At 71.1% G+C, this 17,525-nt stretch carries 19 protein-coding genes and 1 pseudogene (1 of these 20 running past the window's edge); 6 read left to right on the forward strand and 14 right to left on the reverse strand.

Annotated features, from left to right (window positions below):
• Nucleotides 1-853, reverse strand: partial view of a S1C family serine protease gene (locus tag ACZ1HC_RS00705; protein WP_472698303.1) — the 5' portion only. It extends 269 nt beyond the left edge of the window; only the first 853 of its 1,122 coding nucleotides appear in the window; the start codon lies at nt 851-853; the stop codon falls past the left edge of the window.
• 224 nt (nt 854-1,077) lie between these two features.
• On the opposite strand from ACZ1HC_RS00705, the gene ACZ1HC_RS00710 reads away from it, so the two are divergent.
• The 3 genes from ACZ1HC_RS00710 to ACZ1HC_RS00720 are packed head-to-tail and all read left to right on the forward strand — an operon-like array spanning nt 1,078 to nt 2,696.
• A complete protein-coding gene (locus ACZ1HC_RS00710; protein ID WP_472698304.1) occupies nt 1,078-2,031 on the forward strand; it encodes a recombinase family protein in 954 nt (317 codons plus the stop codon).
• A gap of 42 nt (nt 2,032-2,073) precedes the next feature.
• Nucleotides 2,074-2,301, forward strand: coding sequence for an AbrB/MazE/SpoVT family DNA-binding domain-containing protein (locus ACZ1HC_RS00715; RefSeq protein ID WP_472698305.1), 228 nt, complete (start codon nt 2,074-2,076; stop codon nt 2,299-2,301).
• Nucleotides 2,301-2,696: a PIN domain-containing protein gene (locus tag ACZ1HC_RS00720; protein ID WP_472698306.1), complete on the forward strand. Its 396-nt coding sequence runs from the start codon at nt 2,301-2,303 to the stop codon at nt 2,694-2,696. The genes ACZ1HC_RS00715 and ACZ1HC_RS00720 overlap by 1 nt, the downstream gene beginning before the upstream one ends.
• A gap of 49 nt (nt 2,697-2,745) precedes the next feature.
• Here ACZ1HC_RS00720 and ACZ1HC_RS00725 read toward each other — a convergent pair whose 3' ends face one another.
• The 7 genes and pseudogenes from ACZ1HC_RS00725 to ACZ1HC_RS00755 all read right to left on the reverse strand — a co-directional run bounded on the left by ACZ1HC_RS00725 (nt 2,746) and on the right by ACZ1HC_RS00755 (nt 11,262).
• A complete protein-coding gene (locus tag ACZ1HC_RS00725) occupies nt 2,746-4,575 on the reverse strand; it encodes a response regulator (protein WP_472698307.1) in 1,830 nt (609 codons plus the stop codon).
• Nucleotides 4,568-5,428 (reverse strand): CheR family methyltransferase, encoded by an 861-nt coding sequence (locus tag ACZ1HC_RS00730; protein WP_472698308.1) that lies wholly within the window; start codon nt 5,426-5,428, stop codon nt 4,568-4,570. The genes ACZ1HC_RS00725 and ACZ1HC_RS00730 overlap by 8 nt, the downstream gene beginning before the upstream one ends.
• Complete coding sequence (locus ACZ1HC_RS00735; RefSeq protein WP_472698309.1) at nt 5,425-5,793, reverse strand: response regulator; 369 nt, start codon at nt 5,791-5,793, stop codon at nt 5,425-5,427. The genes ACZ1HC_RS00730 and ACZ1HC_RS00735 overlap by 4 nt, the downstream gene beginning before the upstream one ends.
• Nucleotides 5,794-5,965: 172 nt before the next feature.
• Nucleotides 5,966-7,435: pseudogene (locus ACZ1HC_RS00740) on the reverse strand (hybrid sensor histidine kinase/response regulator); the annotation flags it as partial.
• Entirely contained in the window at nt 7,408-8,538 is a 1,131-nt protein-coding gene (locus tag ACZ1HC_RS00745) for a hypothetical protein (RefSeq protein ID WP_472698310.1), read from the reverse strand. The gene ACZ1HC_RS00745 and the pseudogene ACZ1HC_RS00740, both read right to left, overlap by 28 nt.
• Before the next feature lie 215 nt (nt 8,539-8,753).
• Nucleotides 8,754-9,866, reverse strand: coding sequence for a ParB/RepB/Spo0J family partition protein (locus ACZ1HC_RS00750; RefSeq protein ID WP_472698311.1), 1,113 nt, complete (start codon nt 9,864-9,866; stop codon nt 8,754-8,756).
• Nucleotides 9,859-11,262: an AAA family ATPase gene (locus tag ACZ1HC_RS00755; protein WP_472698312.1), complete on the reverse strand. Its 1,404-nt coding sequence runs from the start codon at nt 11,260-11,262 to the stop codon at nt 9,859-9,861. Before ACZ1HC_RS00755 ends, ACZ1HC_RS00750 begins: the two co-directional genes overlap by 8 nt.
• Nucleotides 11,263-11,777: 515 nt before the next feature.
• Between ACZ1HC_RS00755 and ACZ1HC_RS00760 the strand changes: the two genes are divergently transcribed.
• Nucleotides 11,778-12,992, forward strand: a complete 1,215-nt coding sequence (locus ACZ1HC_RS00760; RefSeq protein ID WP_472698313.1) for a replication initiation protein — start codon at nt 11,778-11,780, stop codon at nt 12,990-12,992.
• A gap of 49 nt (nt 12,993-13,041) precedes the next feature.
• On the opposite strand, the gene ACZ1HC_RS00765 is transcribed toward ACZ1HC_RS00760, so the two are convergent.
• The 5 genes from ACZ1HC_RS00765 to ACZ1HC_RS00785 all read right to left on the reverse strand — a co-directional run bounded on the left by ACZ1HC_RS00765 (nt 13,042) and on the right by ACZ1HC_RS00785 (nt 15,627).
• The gene (locus ACZ1HC_RS00765) at nt 13,042-13,566 is read right to left on the reverse strand and encodes a fasciclin domain-containing protein (protein ID WP_472698314.1); all 525 of its coding nucleotides are present in this window, start codon (nt 13,564-13,566) and stop codon (nt 13,042-13,044) included.
• A gap of 114 nt (nt 13,567-13,680) precedes the next feature.
• The gene (locus ACZ1HC_RS00770) at nt 13,681-14,397 is read right to left on the reverse strand and encodes an anti-sigma factor (protein WP_472698315.1); all 717 of its coding nucleotides are present in this window, start codon (nt 14,395-14,397) and stop codon (nt 13,681-13,683) included.
• Nucleotides 14,394-14,960, reverse strand: a complete 567-nt coding sequence (locus tag ACZ1HC_RS00775; protein WP_472698316.1) for a sigma-70 family RNA polymerase sigma factor — start codon at nt 14,958-14,960, stop codon at nt 14,394-14,396. Before ACZ1HC_RS00775 ends, ACZ1HC_RS00770 begins: the two co-directional genes overlap by 4 nt.
• A 92-nt stretch (nt 14,961-15,052) precedes the next feature.
• On the reverse strand, nt 15,053-15,211 hold the full coding sequence (locus ACZ1HC_RS00780) for a hypothetical protein (RefSeq protein ID WP_472698317.1): 159 nt from the start codon (nt 15,209-15,211) through the stop codon (nt 15,053-15,055).
• Between the two features lie 59 nt (nt 15,212-15,270).
• Entirely contained in the window at nt 15,271-15,627 is a 357-nt protein-coding gene (locus tag ACZ1HC_RS00785; RefSeq protein WP_472698318.1) for a response regulator, read from the reverse strand.
• Nucleotides 15,628-15,757: 130 nt separating this feature from the next.
• Here ACZ1HC_RS00785 and ACZ1HC_RS00790 point away from each other — a divergent pair, with 130 nt between their 5' ends.
• Nucleotides 15,758-15,895: a hypothetical protein gene (locus tag ACZ1HC_RS00790; RefSeq protein ID WP_472698319.1), complete on the forward strand. Its 138-nt coding sequence runs from the start codon at nt 15,758-15,760 to the stop codon at nt 15,893-15,895.
• A gap of 276 nt (nt 15,896-16,171) precedes the next feature.
• Nucleotides 16,172-16,414 carry a DUF2934 domain-containing protein gene (locus ACZ1HC_RS00795; RefSeq protein ID WP_472698320.1) on the forward strand — a complete coding sequence of 81 codons (243 nt, stop codon included), beginning with the start codon at nt 16,172-16,174 and terminating at the stop codon, nt 16,412-16,414.
• Between the two features lie 86 nt (nt 16,415-16,500).
• Here ACZ1HC_RS00795 and ACZ1HC_RS00800 read toward each other — a convergent pair whose 3' ends face one another.
• A complete protein-coding gene (locus tag ACZ1HC_RS00800; RefSeq protein WP_472698321.1) occupies nt 16,501-17,508 on the reverse strand; it encodes a UDP-glucuronic acid decarboxylase family protein in 1,008 nt (335 codons plus the stop codon).
• Nucleotides 17,509-17,525: the final 17 nt, after the last annotated feature.

Consider the following 17,525-nt stretch of genomic DNA (forward strand, 5'->3'; position numbering starts at 1 on the left):
CCAGAAGCGCATCGCCCCGCGGGTCGTGGACCACCCCCAGCACCGGCGGGGCATAGCGGCCGGTGGCGATCAGCTGGGGCACGACGCGGTTCACGCTGTCCACCGGGACGGCGAAGCCGATCCCCGCGCTTGACCCCGAGGGGCTGTAGATCGCCGTGTTCACGCCGATCAGCCGGCCGGCGCTGTCCAGAAGCGGGCCGCCGGAATTGCCGGGGTTGATCGCCGCGTCGGTCTGGATCAGCCCGCGGATCGCGGTGCCGGGGCCGGTCGGCAGTTCTCGGTCCAGGGCCGAGACGATGCCGGTGGTCAGCGTCCAGTCCAGGCCGAAGGGGTTGCCGATGGCGAAGACGCTCTGTCCGACCTTCAGATCCTCGCTGATGCCGACGGCCAGCGGCAGGGGCCGCTCGGCGCCGGGGTCGATGCGCAGCACCGCCAGGTCGTGGTCGGGCGCGGTGCCCACCAGCCGCGCCGGATGGGCGCTGCCGTCGGCCAGCCGCACGGTGGCGGCGGTCGCCCCGGCGATGACGTGGTTGTTGGTCACCACATGGCCGCGGTCGTCCCAGATGAAGCCCGACCCGCTTCCCCGGGGCACGTCATGGGCGCTGCGGGTCCAGAAGTCCACGACGCGGCTGGCGGTGGTGATCGACACCACGCTGTCGCGCGCCGCCTCGAAGATGGCGATGGTGGTCTGTTCCTGCGCCGCCAGATCGCCGCGCGGCAGCACCACCCGCGGCGCCGGGGCCGGCCCGCGCAGCAGCGCCTCGACCAGGGGAAGGCCGCGCCAGACCAGGACCACCAGCAGCGCCGCCAGCGTCGCAAGCGCCAGTCTGGCCACGAAGCCGTCGCGTCTCATCTGCCCGTCCCCCCTGCGGCCCGGTCCGGCCGCGGATGCCCCTTTCGCCCAGGCATAGCCAGAACCCCGCCGCCAGGTCCAGCGGGAAAGATCCGCCCCCCGCGTCCTTGAAAGTCTTGGGGCCGCAGATGACGGTTGCGGCGCGGGCCGCGGCGGCTAGGAAGGCAGTCGGGCCTTCGCCGCCGCGCGGGCCCGCCCGCGCAACACAGCCAACGGAGCCCTCCATGTCCCTCATCGGCTATGCCCGCGTCTCGACCGGCGAACAGACGCTGGAGCCGCAGCGGATCGAACTGCGCGCGGCGGGCTGCGCCGTGATCCACGAGGAACACGCCTCGGGGGCCGACCGCACCCGCCCTGCCCTCGCGCGGCTGCTGGCCACCATCCGCCCCGGCGAGACGCTGGTGGTGGTGCGCCTCGACCGGCTGGCCCGGTCGCTGAGCCACCTGCTGCAGGTGATCGAGACGCTGGAGGCCAGGGGCGCGCATTTCCGGTCGCTGGGCGATCCGATCGACACCACCACGGCGCAGGGCAAGTTTTCCCTGCAGGTGATGGGGGCGGTGGCGGAACTGGAACGGGCGCTGATCCGGGAACGGACCAAGGCGGGGTTGCGCGCGGCCCGCGCCCAGGGGCGGGTCGGCGGCAACCCGGCGCTGAAGGCCGGCGACCGCGAGGCGATCCGCAAGCTGCGCGCGGCGCGCGACGAGACCTATTTCAACAAGCTCGAATCCACCGCCGACGCCTGGCTGCCGCTGGTGCGCCGCCACCGCCCGCAGATGGCCTGGGACGACCTGACCCGGCTTCTGGCCGCGCGCACCGCCCAGCCCTGGACGGTCGAGCGGCTGAAGCGCGCCGCCCGCCGCTATGTCCGCGACGGGCTGCTGCCCGCGGCGGTGCTGGACCGCGCGCCCCGGCGCAGCGCCGACGACCGGCTGCTGGCCATCATCGCCGGGATGCGCCACGCCGACCCCGACCTGACCCTGGCGGGCATCGCCAAGCGGCTCGAGGACATGCGCGAACGCACCCCGCGCGGCAGCCCGAAATGGTATCCCTCGTCGGTGCGGGCACTGCTGCTGCGCGCCGAACGGGCGGGGCTGATCGCCGCGTCGGCCCCCCAGCCGCCTGCCCCGTCCCCTGCCCTGCCCCGGCCGCCCCGGGCCTTGCGGGATCCGGACGGATGATATACATTGGACATTGTAGATCAACGGCCGGGGGTTCGGATCATGCAGGTTGCCCGATGGGGAAATTCGCTGGCGGTGCGCCTGCCCGCCGATCTGGTCCGCCGGCTGGACCTGCGCGAGGGCGACCAGATCGACCTGCGCCCCGGGGCCGAGGGGCTCGCCGTGGTCCGCCAGCCCCGCCCCGAGGAGATCCTGGCCGGTCTGCGCCGGTTCCGCGGCCGGCTTGCCCCGCAGGACCGGCTTGACCGGGACGAGGCCAACCGGCGCTGATGGCCGGCGCCTTCTTCGATACCAACGTCATCCTCTATCTGCTGGACGACGGTCCCAAAAGCGACCGCGCCGAAGCGCTGCTGGCGCAGGGCGGCACCATCAGCGTCCAGGTCCTGAACGAGACGCTGGTCAACTGCCTGCGCAAGGCGCGCATGACCCCCGACGAGGCCGCCGATTTCCTGCACGCCGTCCGCCAGCTTTGCGCGGTCCGCGACCTGGACCTGCGCAGCCACGACATCGGCCGGGCGCTGAACGCGCGCCACGGCTTTTCCGTCTATGATTCGATGATCGTGGCGGCGGCGCTGCTGGCGGGATGCGACACCCTGTGGTCCGAGGACATGCAGGACGGCATGATGGTCGAGGGCCAGTTGCGGATCCGCAATCCCTTCACCTGACCGCCCGCCCATCCGCAGCCCTGACCGCCCGCCCGCCTGCCTGCCCCAGCTATTCCGCGGCGCGGGCGCCGCGCGGATACAGCAGTTCGCCCAGGATCCGGCGCAGCGAGGATGGCGGGAAAGGCTTCTGGATCAGCGGCGCCTCGTCGAAGCCCTGGGGCAGATGCTCGCGGCCATAGCCGGACACGAAGCAGAACGGCACCGCCGCCCCGCGCAGGCGCGCGGCGACGCTATCCACCGGCTCGCCCTTCAGGTTGCCGTCCAGCAGCGCCAGGTCGAAGTCTTGCTCGTCCAGGGCGGCCAGGGCGGCGTCCACGCTGCGGGCGATGCGGACCTGGCCCGCGCCCGCCAGTTCCAGTTCCTCCTGGATGTCCAGGGCCACCAGGGGCTCGTCCTCGACCAGCAGCACCGCCGACCCGCGCAGCACGCCGGCCTGGCCCTCGGCCGCCTCGGCTGCGGGCGTGGGCGGCGCCGGCCGCCCGGCCAGGGGCCTCGCGCCCTCGGACAGGCGGATGGTCCAGGCCACCCCCTCGGGGCGCCAGTCCGCCGACACGGCCCCGGCCTCGCCGCCGGCGACGGCGGCGATCAGGTCAGACCCGAAGCCGCCGTGATCGGGCGCCACCACCGCCGGGCCGCCGGTCTCGCGCCAGGTCAGGACCAGCCCGCCATCCTCGTCAAGCCGCCAGTCCAGATGCACCATGCCGCCCTGCGGCACCGACAGCGCGCCGTATTTGGCGGCGTTGGTGGCCAGTTCGTGCAGCGTCAGCGCCATGCGCAGCATGGTGTCGGGGGTCAGTTCGACCGCCGGGCCGCTGCGGCGCAGCCGCTCGGCGTCCAGCGTGCCCACGCGGATCTGGTCGTCGATCAGCTGGTCCAGCGGCGCACTGGCCCAGGTCGAATCCGACAGGATCGAATGGGCGCGCGACAGCGCCTGCAGGCGGCCCACGAAGCTCTGCTCGAAGTCCCGCAGATCCTGGGCGCGGCGCAGGCCCTGCCGGGCGATGGCCTGGACATTGGCCAGGGTGTTCTTGATGCGGTGGTTCAGCTCGCCCACCAGCAGCGACCGCACCTCCTCGGCGCGGCGGCGTTCGGTGATGTCGAGGATCTGCAGCGACAGCGTCCGCTGCCGGCTGCCCGACAGGATCGAGCCGTGGACCTCGCAGGGGATCGCGCCGCGGTCGGCATGGCCCAGCGACAGTTCGGTGGAATGGCGCGGCGCCGCATCGCCCGGCGCCAGCCAGCCCGCCAGCACCGCCAGGCCCTGCTCGTCCAGCCAGCCGGTCCGGGCGGCGGGCTGGCCCAGCAGATCGGCGGCCAGCCGGCCGAACATCCGTTCCGCCCCCTTCGACCAGGCGCGGATCACCAGATCCTGGTCCAGCGTCACGAAGGCCAGCGGCGAATTGTCGGTATGGGCGCGCAGCAGGCTGGCGGCGCGGTCGCGGTCATGGGCGATGCGCTGCATCTCGTCGTGCTGGCGCTGCAGGTCGCGCGCCTGCCGGCCGATGCGGAAGAACACCTCGGCCTTGGATTTCAGCACCACCGGATCGACCGGCTTGAAGATGTAATCGACCGCCCCCGCCTCATAGCCGCGAAAGCGCCGCGTCTCGTCGCGCTCGGCGGCGGTGACGAAGATGATGGGCACGCCCCGGGTGCGCTCGGTCGAGCGCATCAGCTCGGCCAGCTCGTAGCCGTCGGTGCCGGGCATGTGCACGTCCAGCAGCGCCAGGGCATAGTCGTGGACCAGCATCAGTTCCAGGGCCTCGGTCGCGGACCGGGCGTGATCGACCACCAGCCCGTCGCGGCGCAGCAGCGCGTCAAGCGCCAGGATGTTCTCGGCGACGTCGTCCACGATCAGGAAGCGGATGGGCCTGTCAGGCATGGGCGTCATCGCCGCCGGCGGTGCGGCGCCAGATCCGGTGGGGTTCCGCGAAGGCCGCGAAGTGGCGCGCCTGCGGCGAGAAGCGCAGCGTCTCGTGCGCGCCCAAGGCCAGGAAGCCGCCCCGCGTCAGCGCCTCGGCGAACAGGCCAAGCGCGCGGTCCTGAAGCGGGCTGTCGAAATAGATCAGGACGTTGCGGCACGACACCAGATGCACCTCGGAAAAGACCTGGTCGGTGGCCAGGTTGTGTTCGGTAAAGACCGTGCGCTCGCGCAGGCGCCGGTCGAAGGCCACCCGTCCATAGGCCGCCGTATAGTGATCCGCAAGCGTTCCCGTCCCCCCCGCCTTCTGGTAGTTCTGCGAGAAGGCCGGCAGCCGGTCGATCGCATAGACCCCCGCCTCGGCCCGGGCCAGGGCGCGGCGGTTCAGGTCGGTGGCGTAGAACAGCGTCCGCTCCAGCAGGCCCTCCTCGCGCAGCAGGATCGCCAGCGAGTACAGTTCCTCGCCGTCCGCGCAGCCCGCCACCCAGACCTTCAGCGACGGAAAGGTGCGCAGATGCGGCACCACCTCGCGGCGCAGGGCCAGGTAGAAGGCCGGGTCGCGGAACAGTTCGCTGACCTGCACGGTCATGGCGTCGATCACGTCGGGCAGAAGCGATCCGTCGCGCAGAAGCCGGCCCTGCAGTTCCGACAGCGTGGCGCAGCCCAGCCTCTCGCGCGCCAGTTCCGCCCGCCGGACCAGCGAGGCGCGCGAATAGGACCGGAAGTCATAGTGCCAGCGGCGGTGCAGCGCCTCCAGCAGCAGATCCAGCTCGACCTCGTCGGCGGGATCGGCGGGGACCGGCGCCAGGCTCATCGCGGCATCCAGACCCGGGTCAGCGACAGCAGCTTGTCCACGTCCAGGGGCTTGGACAGATAGTCGTTGGCGCCGGCCTCGATGCAGCGGTTCTGGTCCTCGGCCATGGCCTTGGCGGTCAGCATGATGATCGGCAGCGTCTTCCAGCGGTCGATCTTGCGGATCTCACGGGTGGCGGTCAGCCCGTCCATCTCGGGCATCATCACGTCCATCAGCACCAGATCCACCTTGGGCGCCGCGCCGTCGTCGATCCGCCCCAGGGCCTCGAGCGCCTCGCGCCCGTTGCGGGCGATCTGCACGGTGGCGCCGTGCGGCTCGAAGACGCCGGTCAGGGCATAGACGTTGCGGATGTCGTCCTCGACCACCAGGATGCGGCGGCCCTCCAGCTGCGAGATCGCGGTTCAGCGACGCCGCCAGCATCTCGCGCTGCTTCTGGGGCAGTTCCGACACCACCTGGTGCAGGAACAGCGTCACCTCGTTGACCAGCCGCTCGGGCGACTTGGCGCCCTTGATGATGATCGACTTGGAATAGCGCCGCAGCCGCTGTTCCTCGGCCTCGGACAGGGCGCGGGCGGTATAGACGATCACCGGCGGGAACGAGGCGGTGCCGTCCTCGTCCAGCCGCTCCAGCAGGTCGAACCCCGAGGCGTCGGGCAGCGTCATGTCCAGAACGATGCAGTCCACCGTCTGGCTGCGGCAGATCGCCAGGGCCTCGGCGGCGGTGCCGGCGCCCACGGTCTCGACCTCGTCGCTGGCCAGAAGGGCGCGCAGCCCCTCCATCTGCGCGGGGTCGTCCTCGACGATCAGCACCCGGCGCAGGCGGCCCTGCAGGCGCTGCTCCAGGTTGCGGATCGCGCCTTCCAGCTGGTCGCGCGCCACCGGCTTCAGCATGTAGCTGATCGCCCCCTGCGCCATCGCCTCGCGGGTGTAGTCCTCGGCCGAGATGACGTGGACGGGGATGTGGCGCGTCGCCGTGTCGCGCTTGAGCCGGTCGAGCGCCGAGAGCCCCGAATGGTCGGGCAGGCGGATGTCCAGCACGATCGCCTGCGGCATGAAGCGCCGGGCCGCGCGCACCGCGTCGTCGGCCCGGTCCACGCAGACGCAGCGAAAGCCCAGTTCGCGCGCCAGGTCGCGCAGCACGGCGGCGAAGGCCGGATCGTCCTCGACCACCAGCATCACCCGGTCGCCGGGGCCGATCGCGTCGCGGTCGTCGGTCACGCCTTCGGGCCGGGCCAGCGGCAGGTCGTCCCCCTGCCCCGCCCCCTGCCCCGCCGCCGCCACCGGCGCCAGATCCGGCGCGGGCGAACTCGCGGGCGCCGCCGCGGCGACGGCCGCCGCCTGCTCGTGGCCGGGCGCGTCGGGAAGGATCAGCGTGAAGGTGCTGCCCTGGCCGCGCAGGCTCTCCAGCGTGATCCGCCCACCCAGCAGCCCCGCCAGCTCGCGCGAGATCGACAGGCCCAGCCCGGTGCCGCCGAAGCGGCGCGAGATGGTGCCGTCGGCCTGGCGGAAGGCCTCGAACACCGCCTGCTGCTGGTCGGGGTCGATGCCGATGCCGGTGTCGCTGACCGAAAACGCGGTGCCGCCGCCCGCCGCCGGGCCGATGCGCAGCGTCACCCGGCCGCGCTCGGTGAACTTCAGGGCGTTGGACAGCAGGTTGCGCAGGATCTGGTCCAGCCGGGTCGGGTCGGTCTGGACCGGCTTCAGGCCGGGCGCCAGCTCGAAGCCCAGCTCCAGCCCCTTGGACCGGGCCTGCTCCTCGAAGGCGCGCACCATCTTGCGCGCCACGCCGCCGGGATCGACGGCCTCGCGCGTCACGTCCATCTTGCCGGCCTCGATCTTGGACAGATCCAGGATGTCGTTGATCAGCACCAGCAGATCCTTGCCCGAGCTTTCGATGGTCTCGGCCCAGCGGACCTGTTCCTGGGTCAGGGTCCCGCCGCGGTTCTCGGCCAGAAGCCGCGCCATGATCAGCAGCGCGTTCAGCGGCGTGCGCAACTCGTGGGACATGTTGGCGACGAATTCGGACTTGTAGCGGCTTTCGCGCGCCAGCTCGATGGTCTTGGCCTCAAGCTGGCGGCGGGACTGGGCCAGGGCGTCGCGCTGATCCTCCAGTTCCTGGGTCTGGCCTTCAAGCCGGCTGTTCTGCTGCTCCAGTTCGGCCTGCTGCTCCTCCAGGCGCCGCTGGCTGTCCTGCAGGGCGCGGCTCTGCTCCTCAAGCTCCTCGTTGCTGGCGGCCAGCTCCTCGGCGTGGCTGCGAAGCTCCTCGGCCTGGCGGCGGGTCTCCTCCAGCAGTTCCTGCAGCCGCGCCCGATAGGCGACCGCGCGCAGCGCCAGGGCGATGCGTTCGCCCACCCGCTCCAGCAGGTCGGCCACGCGGGCGCGCGGGGCGCGTCGAAGCCGAATTCCAGAACCCCGTCGATCCGCCCGCCCGCGCCCACCGGCACGATCAGCGCATGGGCCGCGCGCCCCCGCGCCAGGCCCGAGCCCCAGCCGATCGCCTGCTCGGGGGCCAGTTCCAGATGCACCGGCCCGCCCTCGGCCAGCACCCGGCCCAGATGGCCACGGGCGCCAGCTTCGGGCGCGTCGGAACCCGTCTCGTCCAGGCCCCAGGCCGCCAGCCGCTGAAGCCCGCCGTCCTCGGCCCGGTAGGCCAGGGCCGCCCGCGCCCCCAGGCGCGGCGCCAGGGCCGACAGCACCCGCTCGCCCAGTTGGCGGGCGGTGGGATCGCCCTGCAGGGCCCCGGACAGGTCCACCTCGCCGTCGCGGATCCAGGCGTCGCGGTCGCGGGCGGTGCGGTTGCGCAGCAGCCGCCGGCCGATCAGCCCCAACCCCAGGTAGAGGATACCGGCCAGGCTGCGGTTGACCACGGCCACCGCCGGGTCAAGGCCGGTATGGTCGTCCAGCACGAAGCCGCCGGCCATGCCCAGGCAGGCCAGCACCGCCACTGCCAGCGGCGCCCAGGTCAGGCCGGTGATGAAGCTCAGGCCCAGGGGGACGATGTAGATCAGCCAGACGGCCGTGCCCAGGCGCACATACAGATCCAGGACGAACACGGCACAGATCAGCACGGCGATCAGCGACAGGATCGCCAGGTCCTTGGTCCTTGACACGTCGTCTCCTACCATCGCGGCCCCGCCGCGGGGCCCGCCGAACATCGCGGAAACGCCCGCCGGCGGGCCGGGTTCCGGTCTTGCGCCCTTGTGTTGCAAACCTGCGGGCGCCTGACAAGGCGTCCAAGGCGCCTCATCCCAAGGTCTGGGGCCGCCGTTCCCCCGCAAGTCCGAAAGTTGACGCTGCGTCAACTTCGAGGGTTTCGCCGCGAAACCTAGCGTTCCAAAAGGGCGCGGATTTCCGCGATCAGGCTGTCCATCAGATCGCTGTCCAGGGCCGCCCCTTCCAGGCGCAGAACATGGGCCTTGCCGTCGCGGGCATGGCGGATGGTGATGCCGCTGGTGGTGCGCAGCGTGCGGTCGTCGATCCAGCCGTAATCGGTCCGCGGCGCCGCGCGCGGCCTTCCGCCGCGGGCGGATTCGCGGGGCGCGCCTTCGGACTGTGCCACCACCGGCTCGATCAGCGCCCATTCCTCCTCGGCGTCCTCGGGGGTGCGCGCCGACAGCGCCTGCCGCAGCCGCCCCTCGGCGCCGCCGCGCAGCGCCGCCGACAGCCGCAGGCCGCGCTTTTCGGTCAGCGCCTCGGGAAAGTGCAGCATGTCGCCCAGTTCCTCGAAGATCAGCGCGAAGGACCGCACCTTGGACCGCTTGGCCTTCGACCCGGTGGCGAACAGCCGGTTGACCGCATCCTCGACATTGGCGAAGGCGCCCTGGTTGGCGGCGATGACCGCGATCCGGCCGCGCTCGAAATGGCTCAGCTCCTCGCGGACCTCGTTCTCCTCGACCATGGCGACGAAGGCGGCGTCGGCCTGGGTGCGCGGCCGGATCAGGGCGCGGATCCGGGCATGGGCGTCCGAGCCGGTCAGGTCGCGCAGCGCCCGCATGGCGTGAAGGCGGCGATAGCCCGACAGCAGCCCATAACGCGGCCCCTGCCCGGCCGGCTTCTCCAGCTCGAAGACCTCGATCGGCAGCCGCAGCCCGTTGGCGGCGATGGACAGGCGCAGCTCGGTCATCTCGGCCTCGTCCATCACCATCCGGTCGCGGATCATCGCCCCCTCGTCGATCTGCTCCAGCGGCAGCTCGACGATCAGCAGCCCCTGCCCTTCGGCCTGGCGCAGCCGTTCCGCGTCGGTCTGGTCGCGCGCCCGCGCGGCCCGCGCATCGGCGCCTTCGGGCGCGCCGCGGGCCGCGGTCTCGGCCGCGACCTGGGCGATCGGGGCGATGCCCGGGCCGACCGAGGGCCGCCCCGAGGTTTCGCGGCGAAACTCGGCCTCGATGCGCGACAGATCGTCGGTGCTGGGGGTTTCCAGGCGCCTGCGCTTAACCATGTGCCTTCTCCTGCTGCGGTCCCTGTTCGGCCTGCTCCATCTGAAGATCCCGCCACCACGCCCCCAGGATCAGCTCCTTCACCTCGGCCCAGGTGCGGTCGAAGGTTTCGCGGCCGCGCACATAGGTGTCGCGGTTGAACTCGCGGTAGTCGGCCTCGTAGATGCCGTTCACCTGCTCGCCCGCCTGGCCGATCATGGCGGTGACCTCTTGGCGGAAGGTGGTCATGAAGTCGCCGAAATAGGCCTGGATCACGTTGGCCAGATCGGTCTGCTGGGCGGCGTCGAAGCGGGTGATGATGGCCCGCACCGCGTCCCATTCGAAGCGGATCTCGGGCAGCCCCTCGCGGCGACGGGCCGCGTTCTCACCGTCCTCGACGCTGGCGAAGGTCGAATAGAGCATGTCGAAGAAGCGCCCGGTCGAATCGAATTCCAGGAACGACGCGCCCAGCGGCACCAGCAGGATGTCGGCCGCGGCCAGGGCGTTGATCGTCAGATAGCCCAGGGCCGGGGGGGTATCCAGGATGATGATGTCATAGTCGTTCACGATGCCGTCCTGCGACAGCGCGTTGCCAAGGGCGTCCCACAGCGGCCAGCCGCGCAGACCCATCCGCCAGACCGGCACCTGGAACTCGGCCCAGTAGAGGTTGAGTTGCGCCCCCAGCAGGTCGATGTTGGGCCAGTGGGTGGTCTGGATCAGGTCGCGGGCCGAGATGGTCAGCGCCTCGGTCAAGGTCTCGTCGAAGGGCAGGGGCTGGCCCGCGGCCTCGCGGACGCGGTTCTCGTCCTGCAGGGCCAGAGCATAGTCCTTGGCCAGCAGCGGGAAGGCCGTGGACCATTCGTCGGCCACCCGTCCCCCCATGATCGAGGTCATGCTGCCCTGGCTATCCAGGTCGATGACCAGCACCTTGTAGCCATCGAGCGCGGCCGACATGGCCAGGTGCGCGGCTGTCGAGGTCTTGCCGACGCCGCCCTTGAAGTTCGCCACCGCGATGGTCTTGGCGGGCAGCCCCTCGGGGCGCCAGGGGCGGTATTCGCGCCCCGCCGCGCCCTCGGCCGCGAAGTGGTCGCGCAGGCGCAGGACGTCCTCGAGGCTGAACCACTTGGAGTTGCCCTCGCCGGTGCCCTGGGGCAGGTCGGGGAACTTGCGCAGGACGCGCCGGAAATGCGCGGGCGCCACCGGGATCAGGTAGCGGCAGACCTCCCAGGTCGAGAAGCGGCGCAGGCGCTTCTGGCCATCCGGCGCGTAGCCCCGTTCGGCCAGGTCCTGCCGGCCCCGGGTGGCGAAGGCGGCGGCCTTGGCGAATCGGGCGGTGTCGATCGGCTCGGACAGCCGCCGCGCCGCCTTGGCGGGGTCGATGTTGAAATAGGGGGGCAGGGGATCTTTGCCTGAGGACATGTTGCAGTTCCAGCGATGTGCGGCTTTCACAGTCTTTTTCCGAAACTGCGGCACATGCAAAGGGAAATCGTCGCCCGCCGCCGCGGTTTCGCGGCGAAACCCCCTAAATCCGCCTGAAAGTCCTCTCATTCGATTCAAGAAGCTATGAATCCTTTAGAGTCTTTGTCCTGCAATATTCACTATAAAACAGCAACTTATCTGCACTAAGGAACCCGTCTTCGGGATCACTGGTACCCGATTCCGGGGCGGGGGGCACCCGATTCCGGGAGCAGGGGCGCCGATTCGCGGGAACGGCATGAATGAGCGCTTTTCCGCGGTCTAAAGACCCGGATCCCGCCAGGCAGCGGCGCGATCATCCCGTAAACGGGAACCCTGGAGGAGGAGAGATCACCCCAAGGAACCCGTTTCCGGGATGGCGTCCGCGCCGCGCGTTTCCCCAAAAGGGTGCCTGCCGCGACATTGCCATCGGGCACCTTTCGGGCGATGATACGGCGACGCCACCGGACGGGACCCCCATGCAAGAGATTCCGCGCGACCAGCTGACGGGCGCCCTGCGCCGGGGGGCGGTCAAGAAGCACGTCGCGGCGATCCATGTCTCGGGCAAGCTGACGCTGCTGCAGCGCAAGCTGTCCAACGTGCTGCTGCTCAACGCCTATGACACGCTGATCAGCAGCACCCGCCACCAGATCGACGCGCGCACGCTGTGCCTGATGATCGGCTACAATTCCAACGACTTCGACACGCTGAAGCAGTCGCTGCGCGGCCTGGCCGAGACGGTCGCCGAATGGGACATGCTGGACGAGAAGGGCCAGCAGGAATGGGGGGTGTCCAGCCTGCTGTCCTTCGCGCGGCTGAAGGCCGGGGTCTGCGAATACGCCTATTCCCCCGCCCTGGCCGAGAAGCTGCACGATCCCAAGGTCTTCGCGCTGATCAACCTGAACATCCAGCGGCGCTTCACCAGCGGCCATGCGCTTGCGCTCTACGAGAACTGCTACCGCTTCGTCAGGACCGGATCGACCGGCTGGTGGCCGATCGAGTTGTTCCGGCGGCTGATGGGGGTGGACGGGTCGGCCTATTACGAGACCTTCAAGCACCTGAACGCCAAGATCATCAAGCCCGCCGTGGCCGAGGTGAACCGGACCAGCAACATCGTCCTGACCGCCGAGACGAAGAAGACCGGCCGCGCGGTCACCGACATCCGCTTCCTGATCGCCGAGAACCCGCAACTGGCGATCCTGGACATGGACGACGGCGAGGGCGCGCGCCACGGCCCGGTCTATGCGCGGCTGCGCGCGCTTGGCGTCAGCGACCGGCTGGCCCGGCAATGGCTGTCCGCGCATGGCGAGGAACAGGTCCTGGCCAAGCTGGCCTATGTCGAGGGGCGCGACGGCGTGCGCAGCAAGATCGGCTACCTGACCGCCGCGCTTGACGGAAAAGAGCCGGGGGAATCGGCGCGCGCCGGAACGGAAGGGCAGGGGGCGGGGGCGGGACCGGCGGCGCAGACCGCGGCCCGGGCCGAGCGGCTGCGGAGGATCCTGGCGGCGGTGAAGGCGCGCACGCCCACGCAGCGCGACGCCGACAGGCGGCTGTTCATGAGCCAGCTTGCCGATGCCCGCCTGCGCGACGACTTCGAGCGCCACGGCTGGATGTCGCCGCTGAACGCGGCCCGCATCCTGGCCTTCTGGCAGGACCTGTCCCCGGATCTGATGGCCGGGGACGGGGGCGCCTAGCAGGGCCGGGGGGATGGGCGGGCGGGTCAGCCCCCGCCCGCCGCTGCCGTCAGCCCTGCGGCAGCAGCACGGCGTCGATGACGTGGATCACGCCGTTCGACTGGTCCAGATCGGCCGCGGTCACGGTGGCGACGGTGCCGTTCTCGTCGGTCAGGGTGATGGTGCCGTCCGCGGCCTGTGCGGTCAGCCGGCAGCCGCCCAGGGTCTCGATGACGTGGCTTCCGCCGTCGTCGGCGATCATCTGCGCCAGGGCGTCGGACATCACCTCGGCGCCGACCGCGTGGCAGGTCAGGATGGTGGCAAGCTGCTCGCGGTTCTCGGGCTGCAGCAGGCTGTCGACGGTGCCCGCGGGCAGCGCCTCGAAGGCGGCGTTGACGGGGGCGAAGACGGTCAGCGGGCCTTCGCCGCCCAGCGTCTCGGCGAGGCCCGCGGCCTCGACGGCGGCGACCAGCGTGCTGTGGTCGGGCGAGGCGGCGGCGGCCTCGACGATGGTGGTTTCCTGCGCGCGGGCGGCGGTGCCGGCGGCCAGGGCCAGAGCGGCGGCGGCGAACAGGGTCGTGGTGGTCGTCCTCATGGCATCTTCTCCTTGGTGCTGCCCCCATTTCCGCGGGGGTCGCAACAGCCACGAGGCGGGCCACGCCAAAGTTTCAGGCCCGGCAATTTTTTTCGGCCCGCGAGGGGGCGGGGGTCAGATGGCGCGCAGATCGCCCGCCGCCACCACCGCGCCGGTGGGCTGTCCGCTGTCCGACCCGCCCTCGGGTTCCAGCGTGATGGCCAGCCGGGCGCCGGCCTCGACCAGGGCGCGGGTGCGGCCGTCAAGGCTCAGGTGCGCGGCGGGTGCGCCTGCGGGGATCACCCCCAGCGAGACCGGCGGCTGCTGCGGATCCTCGATGACCCACAGTTCGAAGTCCTGGCCTTCGGCCGGGCTGCCCGACAGATGCGACAGGCCCACCGCGCCGTCGTCGCTGTCATAGACGGCCATGTAGTGGACGTTGCTGCCTTCGTGCGCCAGCAGCGCGACCAGCCGGATTTCCGGCGGCGGCGGCGACAGCACCGGCAGGGCCAGTGCCAGCAGCAGCCCGGCGGTGGCGGCGGCGGTCAGCCCGCGCCACAGCGCCAGGCTGCGCCAGAGGCCGGGCCGGGCCGGGGCGCCGAACAGGTGCCGGTCGAGCGCCTGCTTGACCGCGGGGGACGGGGCGGCGGGCGCGAAGCCGTCCGCCAGGGGCAGCAGGCGGTCCTGCCAGCCGGCCACGAGGCGGGCGAAGGCGGGGTCGGTCCTGACCCGGCGCGCCAGGTTGGCGTGGTCGTCCGGGGGCAGCACGCCCAGGGCGAACTCGGCCGCCAGGATGTCGTCGCCGTCCTCGGGCGGGATGTCGCCGGGGCGTTCGCTGTCCAGGCCGCTCATGGTTCCAGACACTCCTTCAGGCGCATCAGGCTGCGGCGCAGCCAGGTGCGCATGGTGTTCAGGGGCACGCCGTGGCGCTGCGCCAGGTCGGCGTAGCTGTGGCCGTCCAGATAGGCGCCGCGCACCGCCGCCGCGCGGTCGCCGTCAAGCTGCGACAGGCAGCCGTCCAGGCGGCTGCGTTCGGCCTGCGCCAGCACCCGCGCCTCGGGGGTGGGGCCGGGGTCGCGGACCGCGAAGGCGGCATCGTCAAGCGCGCCGGTCACGGCGGCCGAGGCGCCGCGGCGCGCGCGCAGCCGGTCGATGGCGTGGTTGCGGGCGATGGCGATCAGCCAGGACATCGGGCTTTGGCCGGTGACCGAAAAGCGCCCCGCCTTCAGCCAGATGCGCACGAACACCTCCTGCACGGCCTCCTCGGCCTCGGCGCGGTCGCGCAGGATTCGCAGGCAGGTGCCGAACAGCTTGGGGGCGGTGGCGTGGTAGAGCCTGTCGAAGGCGCGCCGGTCGCGCAGCGAGACCCGCTGGATCAGGCCCGAAATCTCGTCCCCGTGATGGTCTTCGGGCATCGCCATATCCTGCCTGGGCCTTGCCGCCAGAATGCACGCCGGCGGGCGCCGCGCAAGGACCCGATGGCCCCGCCGCCGCCGCGTCGCGCGGATCAGCCCCCGGGACGGGGACGGGCCAGGGCGCGGGCCAGCCGGGTGGCCAGATCGCGCAGGCGGGGCGGCAGCGCCTGGTCGGGCGTGCCTGGGCCGCGATCGGCCGGCGCGGGATCGCCTTGGGACGGGGCCGGAGGGATGTCGTCGTCGGTCGGCATGGGCAGGTTTCTAAACCGCCACCCGGGCTTTCGCCAAGGTTGCCGTTACGGCAAGCGGCTCAGTTCAGAAGCCGCCGGCCGCGTTCGCGGTATTCGCGTTCCAGCAGCCGCGACAGCCAGCCGCGCAGGTCGCGGGGGGCCGAGCCCTCGCCCTGTTCGCGGATGGCGCGGAGCAGCGCGGCCTCGACCAGGCGTTCGGCCGAGGCGGGGTCGGGCATCCAGCCGCGGGCGGCGTGGATCATGTCCAGCACGACCCGCTCCATGCTGTCGCGGTCGGGTTCGGCGGTGCGCGCATGTTCGCGGTGGAGGTTGTTCAGCAGCGCCGCCGCGGGGGCCGGCTTGGAAAAGACCGGGCGCGCCGAGAAGCGTTGCGGGATGTGCCAGCGGTCCTGGCCGGTCAGGAAGACGAAGGGCACGCCGCCGCGGCTGAGCGAGATCGGCCACGGTGAACGAGGTGCCGTCCTGCGCCCTGACGTTGAGGATCGCGGCCTGCGCCAGCCCGACGCCGTGGATGGCGTCATGCACGTCAGTGAAGGGACCCACGACATGATCGCCATTGGCGCGAATGTCGTTCGTCAGCCGGCGCGCCGAGAGGAAATCCTCCTCGACGACCAATATCCGCAACGATGTCTTTGTCATTTAGCGCACCGCTTCAAGACGATTTTGTTGACGACCAACGTTTGAAAACGCAGGAACCCGATACTCATGGGATTATAGATAGACAATTTCGCGGCCCCGACCAGATCCATCCCCTGCCACAGGCCGGTGACTGGGCGCGATTCCGCCGATCTTCGGGTTCTGGAACAGCATTTTATGGCGACAATCGCGGGCCGTTTGGGACCGATGCCATTTCAATTCCACAAAAATCAATTCGGGCCTATCCGCTGTCCGAGCCGTCGCACCGGGGAACCGCCGGCCGCGTTTTCCGGTTCCATCACATTATTCAAATGCGAGGCGAAAATGCAGGAAAGTCGCGAGGATCGGATAAGGCACCGCGCCCACCAGCTGTGGGAGGAGCAGGGCCGGCCCGAGGGGATGCACGACCAGCACTGGCAACAGGCGCGCGCCCAGATCGACGAGGACGACGCAACCCCGACGGTGCGGCTGGAGCAGGACCCGCCGGAGGGGAACCGCAACACCATCGAATCCGAACTGGGCCGCCGCCAATACGACGAACTGGAGCGCAAGGACGTGACCAGCTGACACGGCCATGGGGCGGGGCCGGCCGCGGGGCCGGCCCCGCCCCTGAAGGCGCGGCCGTGCCGCCAGAGGCCGGACAGGCCGCGCGGTCAGCCCGGCAGGACGGCGTCGGCCAGGTGCGCCTTTTGCGGGACGGCGGCGGGCTGCACCGTCGCGGCGAACCAGGCGATGGTCTGCGGCAGGCCCTGCGCCAGCGTCACCCGGGGCTGCCAGCCCAGCAGTTCGCGCGCCCGGGCGATGTCGGGCCGCCGCCGGCGGGGATCGTCCTGGGGCAGGGGCAAGTGGACGATGCGCGAACGGGTGGGGATCAGGTCGCGCACCAGCCGGGCCAGTTCGCGGATCTGGAATTCCTCGGGGTTGCCCAGGTTGACGGGCGTGGCGGGGGCGGTGCGGGCCTCCATCAGCGCGATCAGGCCGGCGACCAGGTCCGAGACATAGCAGAAGCTGCGCGTCTGGCTGCCGTCGCCATAGACCGTCATCGGCGCGCCGGTCAGCGCCTGCACGATCATGTTCGACACGATCCGCCCGTCATCGGCGCGCATCCTGGGACCGTAGGTGTTGAAGATCCGCGCCACCCGCACATCCGCGCGGCCCGCGCGCAGGAAGTCGTGGCACAGCGCCTCGGCCGCGCGCTTGCCTTCGTCGTAGCAGGCGCGGGGGCCGGTGCAGTTCACGTGGCCCACGTAATCCTCGGGCTGGGGATGGATCTCGGGGTCGCCATAGACCTCGCTGGTCGAGGCCTGCAGGAACCGCGCGCCGTGGGCCTCTGCCAGCGTCAGCAGGTGCAGCGTCCCCGCGACGTTGGTCATCATGGTATGGATCGGATCGGCCTGGTAGTGCGGCGGCGAGGCCGGGCTGGCGAGGTTGTAGACCCGGTCCAGAGGTTCGGCGATCCTGACCGGCTGGGACACGTCGTGGCGGATCAGCCGGAAGCCGTCATGGGCGCAGAGCGGCAGGATGTTGTCCTCGCGCCCGGTCAGGAAGCTGTCGAGGCAGATCACCCGGTGCCCCTGCCGCAGCAGCGCGTCGCAGAGGTGATGACCGACAAAGCCCGCGCCGCCTGCCACAAGGATCGTCATCTGGTTCGGTGTCGTCATGTCATCCTCCGGTTGCG

Source organism: Paracoccus sp. BR5-17, from assembly GCF_055693925.1.

Coding starts and splice junctions, on each gene's coding strand:
- ACZ1HC_RS00790 (WP_472698319.1), top strand. CDS start 15,758: ATGATCGCCATTGGCGCGAATGTCGTTCGTCAGCCGGCGCGCCGAGAG.
- ACZ1HC_RS00715 (WP_472698305.1), top strand. CDS start 2,074: ATGCAGGTTGCCCGATGGGGAAATTCGCTGGCGGTGCGCCTGCCCGCC.
- ACZ1HC_RS00795 (WP_472698320.1), top strand. CDS start 16,172: ATGCAGGAAAGTCGCGAGGATCGGATAAGGCACCGCGCCCACCAGCTG.
- ACZ1HC_RS00755 (WP_472698312.1), bottom strand. CDS start 11,262: ATGTCCTCAGGCAAAGATCCCCTGCCCCCCTATTTCAACATCGACCCC.
- ACZ1HC_RS00765 (WP_472698314.1), bottom strand. CDS start 13,566: ATGAGGACGACCACCACGACCCTGTTCGCCGCCGCCGCTCTGGCCCTG.
- ACZ1HC_RS00780 (WP_472698317.1), bottom strand. CDS start 15,211: ATGCCGACCGACGACGACATCCCTCCGGCCCCGTCCCAAGGCGATCCC.
- ACZ1HC_RS00710 (WP_472698304.1), top strand. CDS start 1,078: ATGTCCCTCATCGGCTATGCCCGCGTCTCGACCGGCGAACAGACGCTG.
- ACZ1HC_RS00800 (WP_472698321.1), bottom strand. CDS start 17,508: ATGACGACACCGAACCAGATGACGATCCTTGTGGCAGGCGGCGCGGGC.
- ACZ1HC_RS00730 (WP_472698308.1), bottom strand. CDS start 5,428: ATGAGCCTGGCGCCGGTCCCCGCCGATCCCGCCGACGAGGTCGAGCTG.
- ACZ1HC_RS00720 (WP_472698306.1), top strand. CDS start 2,301: ATGGCCGGCGCCTTCTTCGATACCAACGTCATCCTCTATCTGCTGGAC.
- ACZ1HC_RS00770 (WP_472698315.1), bottom strand. CDS start 14,397: ATGAGCGGCCTGGACAGCGAACGCCCCGGCGACATCCCGCCCGAGGAC.
- ACZ1HC_RS00725 (WP_472698307.1), bottom strand. CDS start 4,575: ATGCCTGACAGGCCCATCCGCTTCCTGATCGTGGACGACGTCGCCGAG.
- ACZ1HC_RS00750 (WP_472698311.1), bottom strand. CDS start 9,866: ATGGTTAAGCGCAGGCGCCTGGAAACCCCCAGCACCGACGATCTGTCG.
- ACZ1HC_RS00775 (WP_472698316.1), bottom strand. CDS start 14,960: ATGCCCGAAGACCATCACGGGGACGAGATTTCGGGCCTGATCCAGCGG.
- ACZ1HC_RS00760 (WP_472698313.1), top strand. CDS start 11,778: ATGCAAGAGATTCCGCGCGACCAGCTGACGGGCGCCCTGCGCCGGGGG.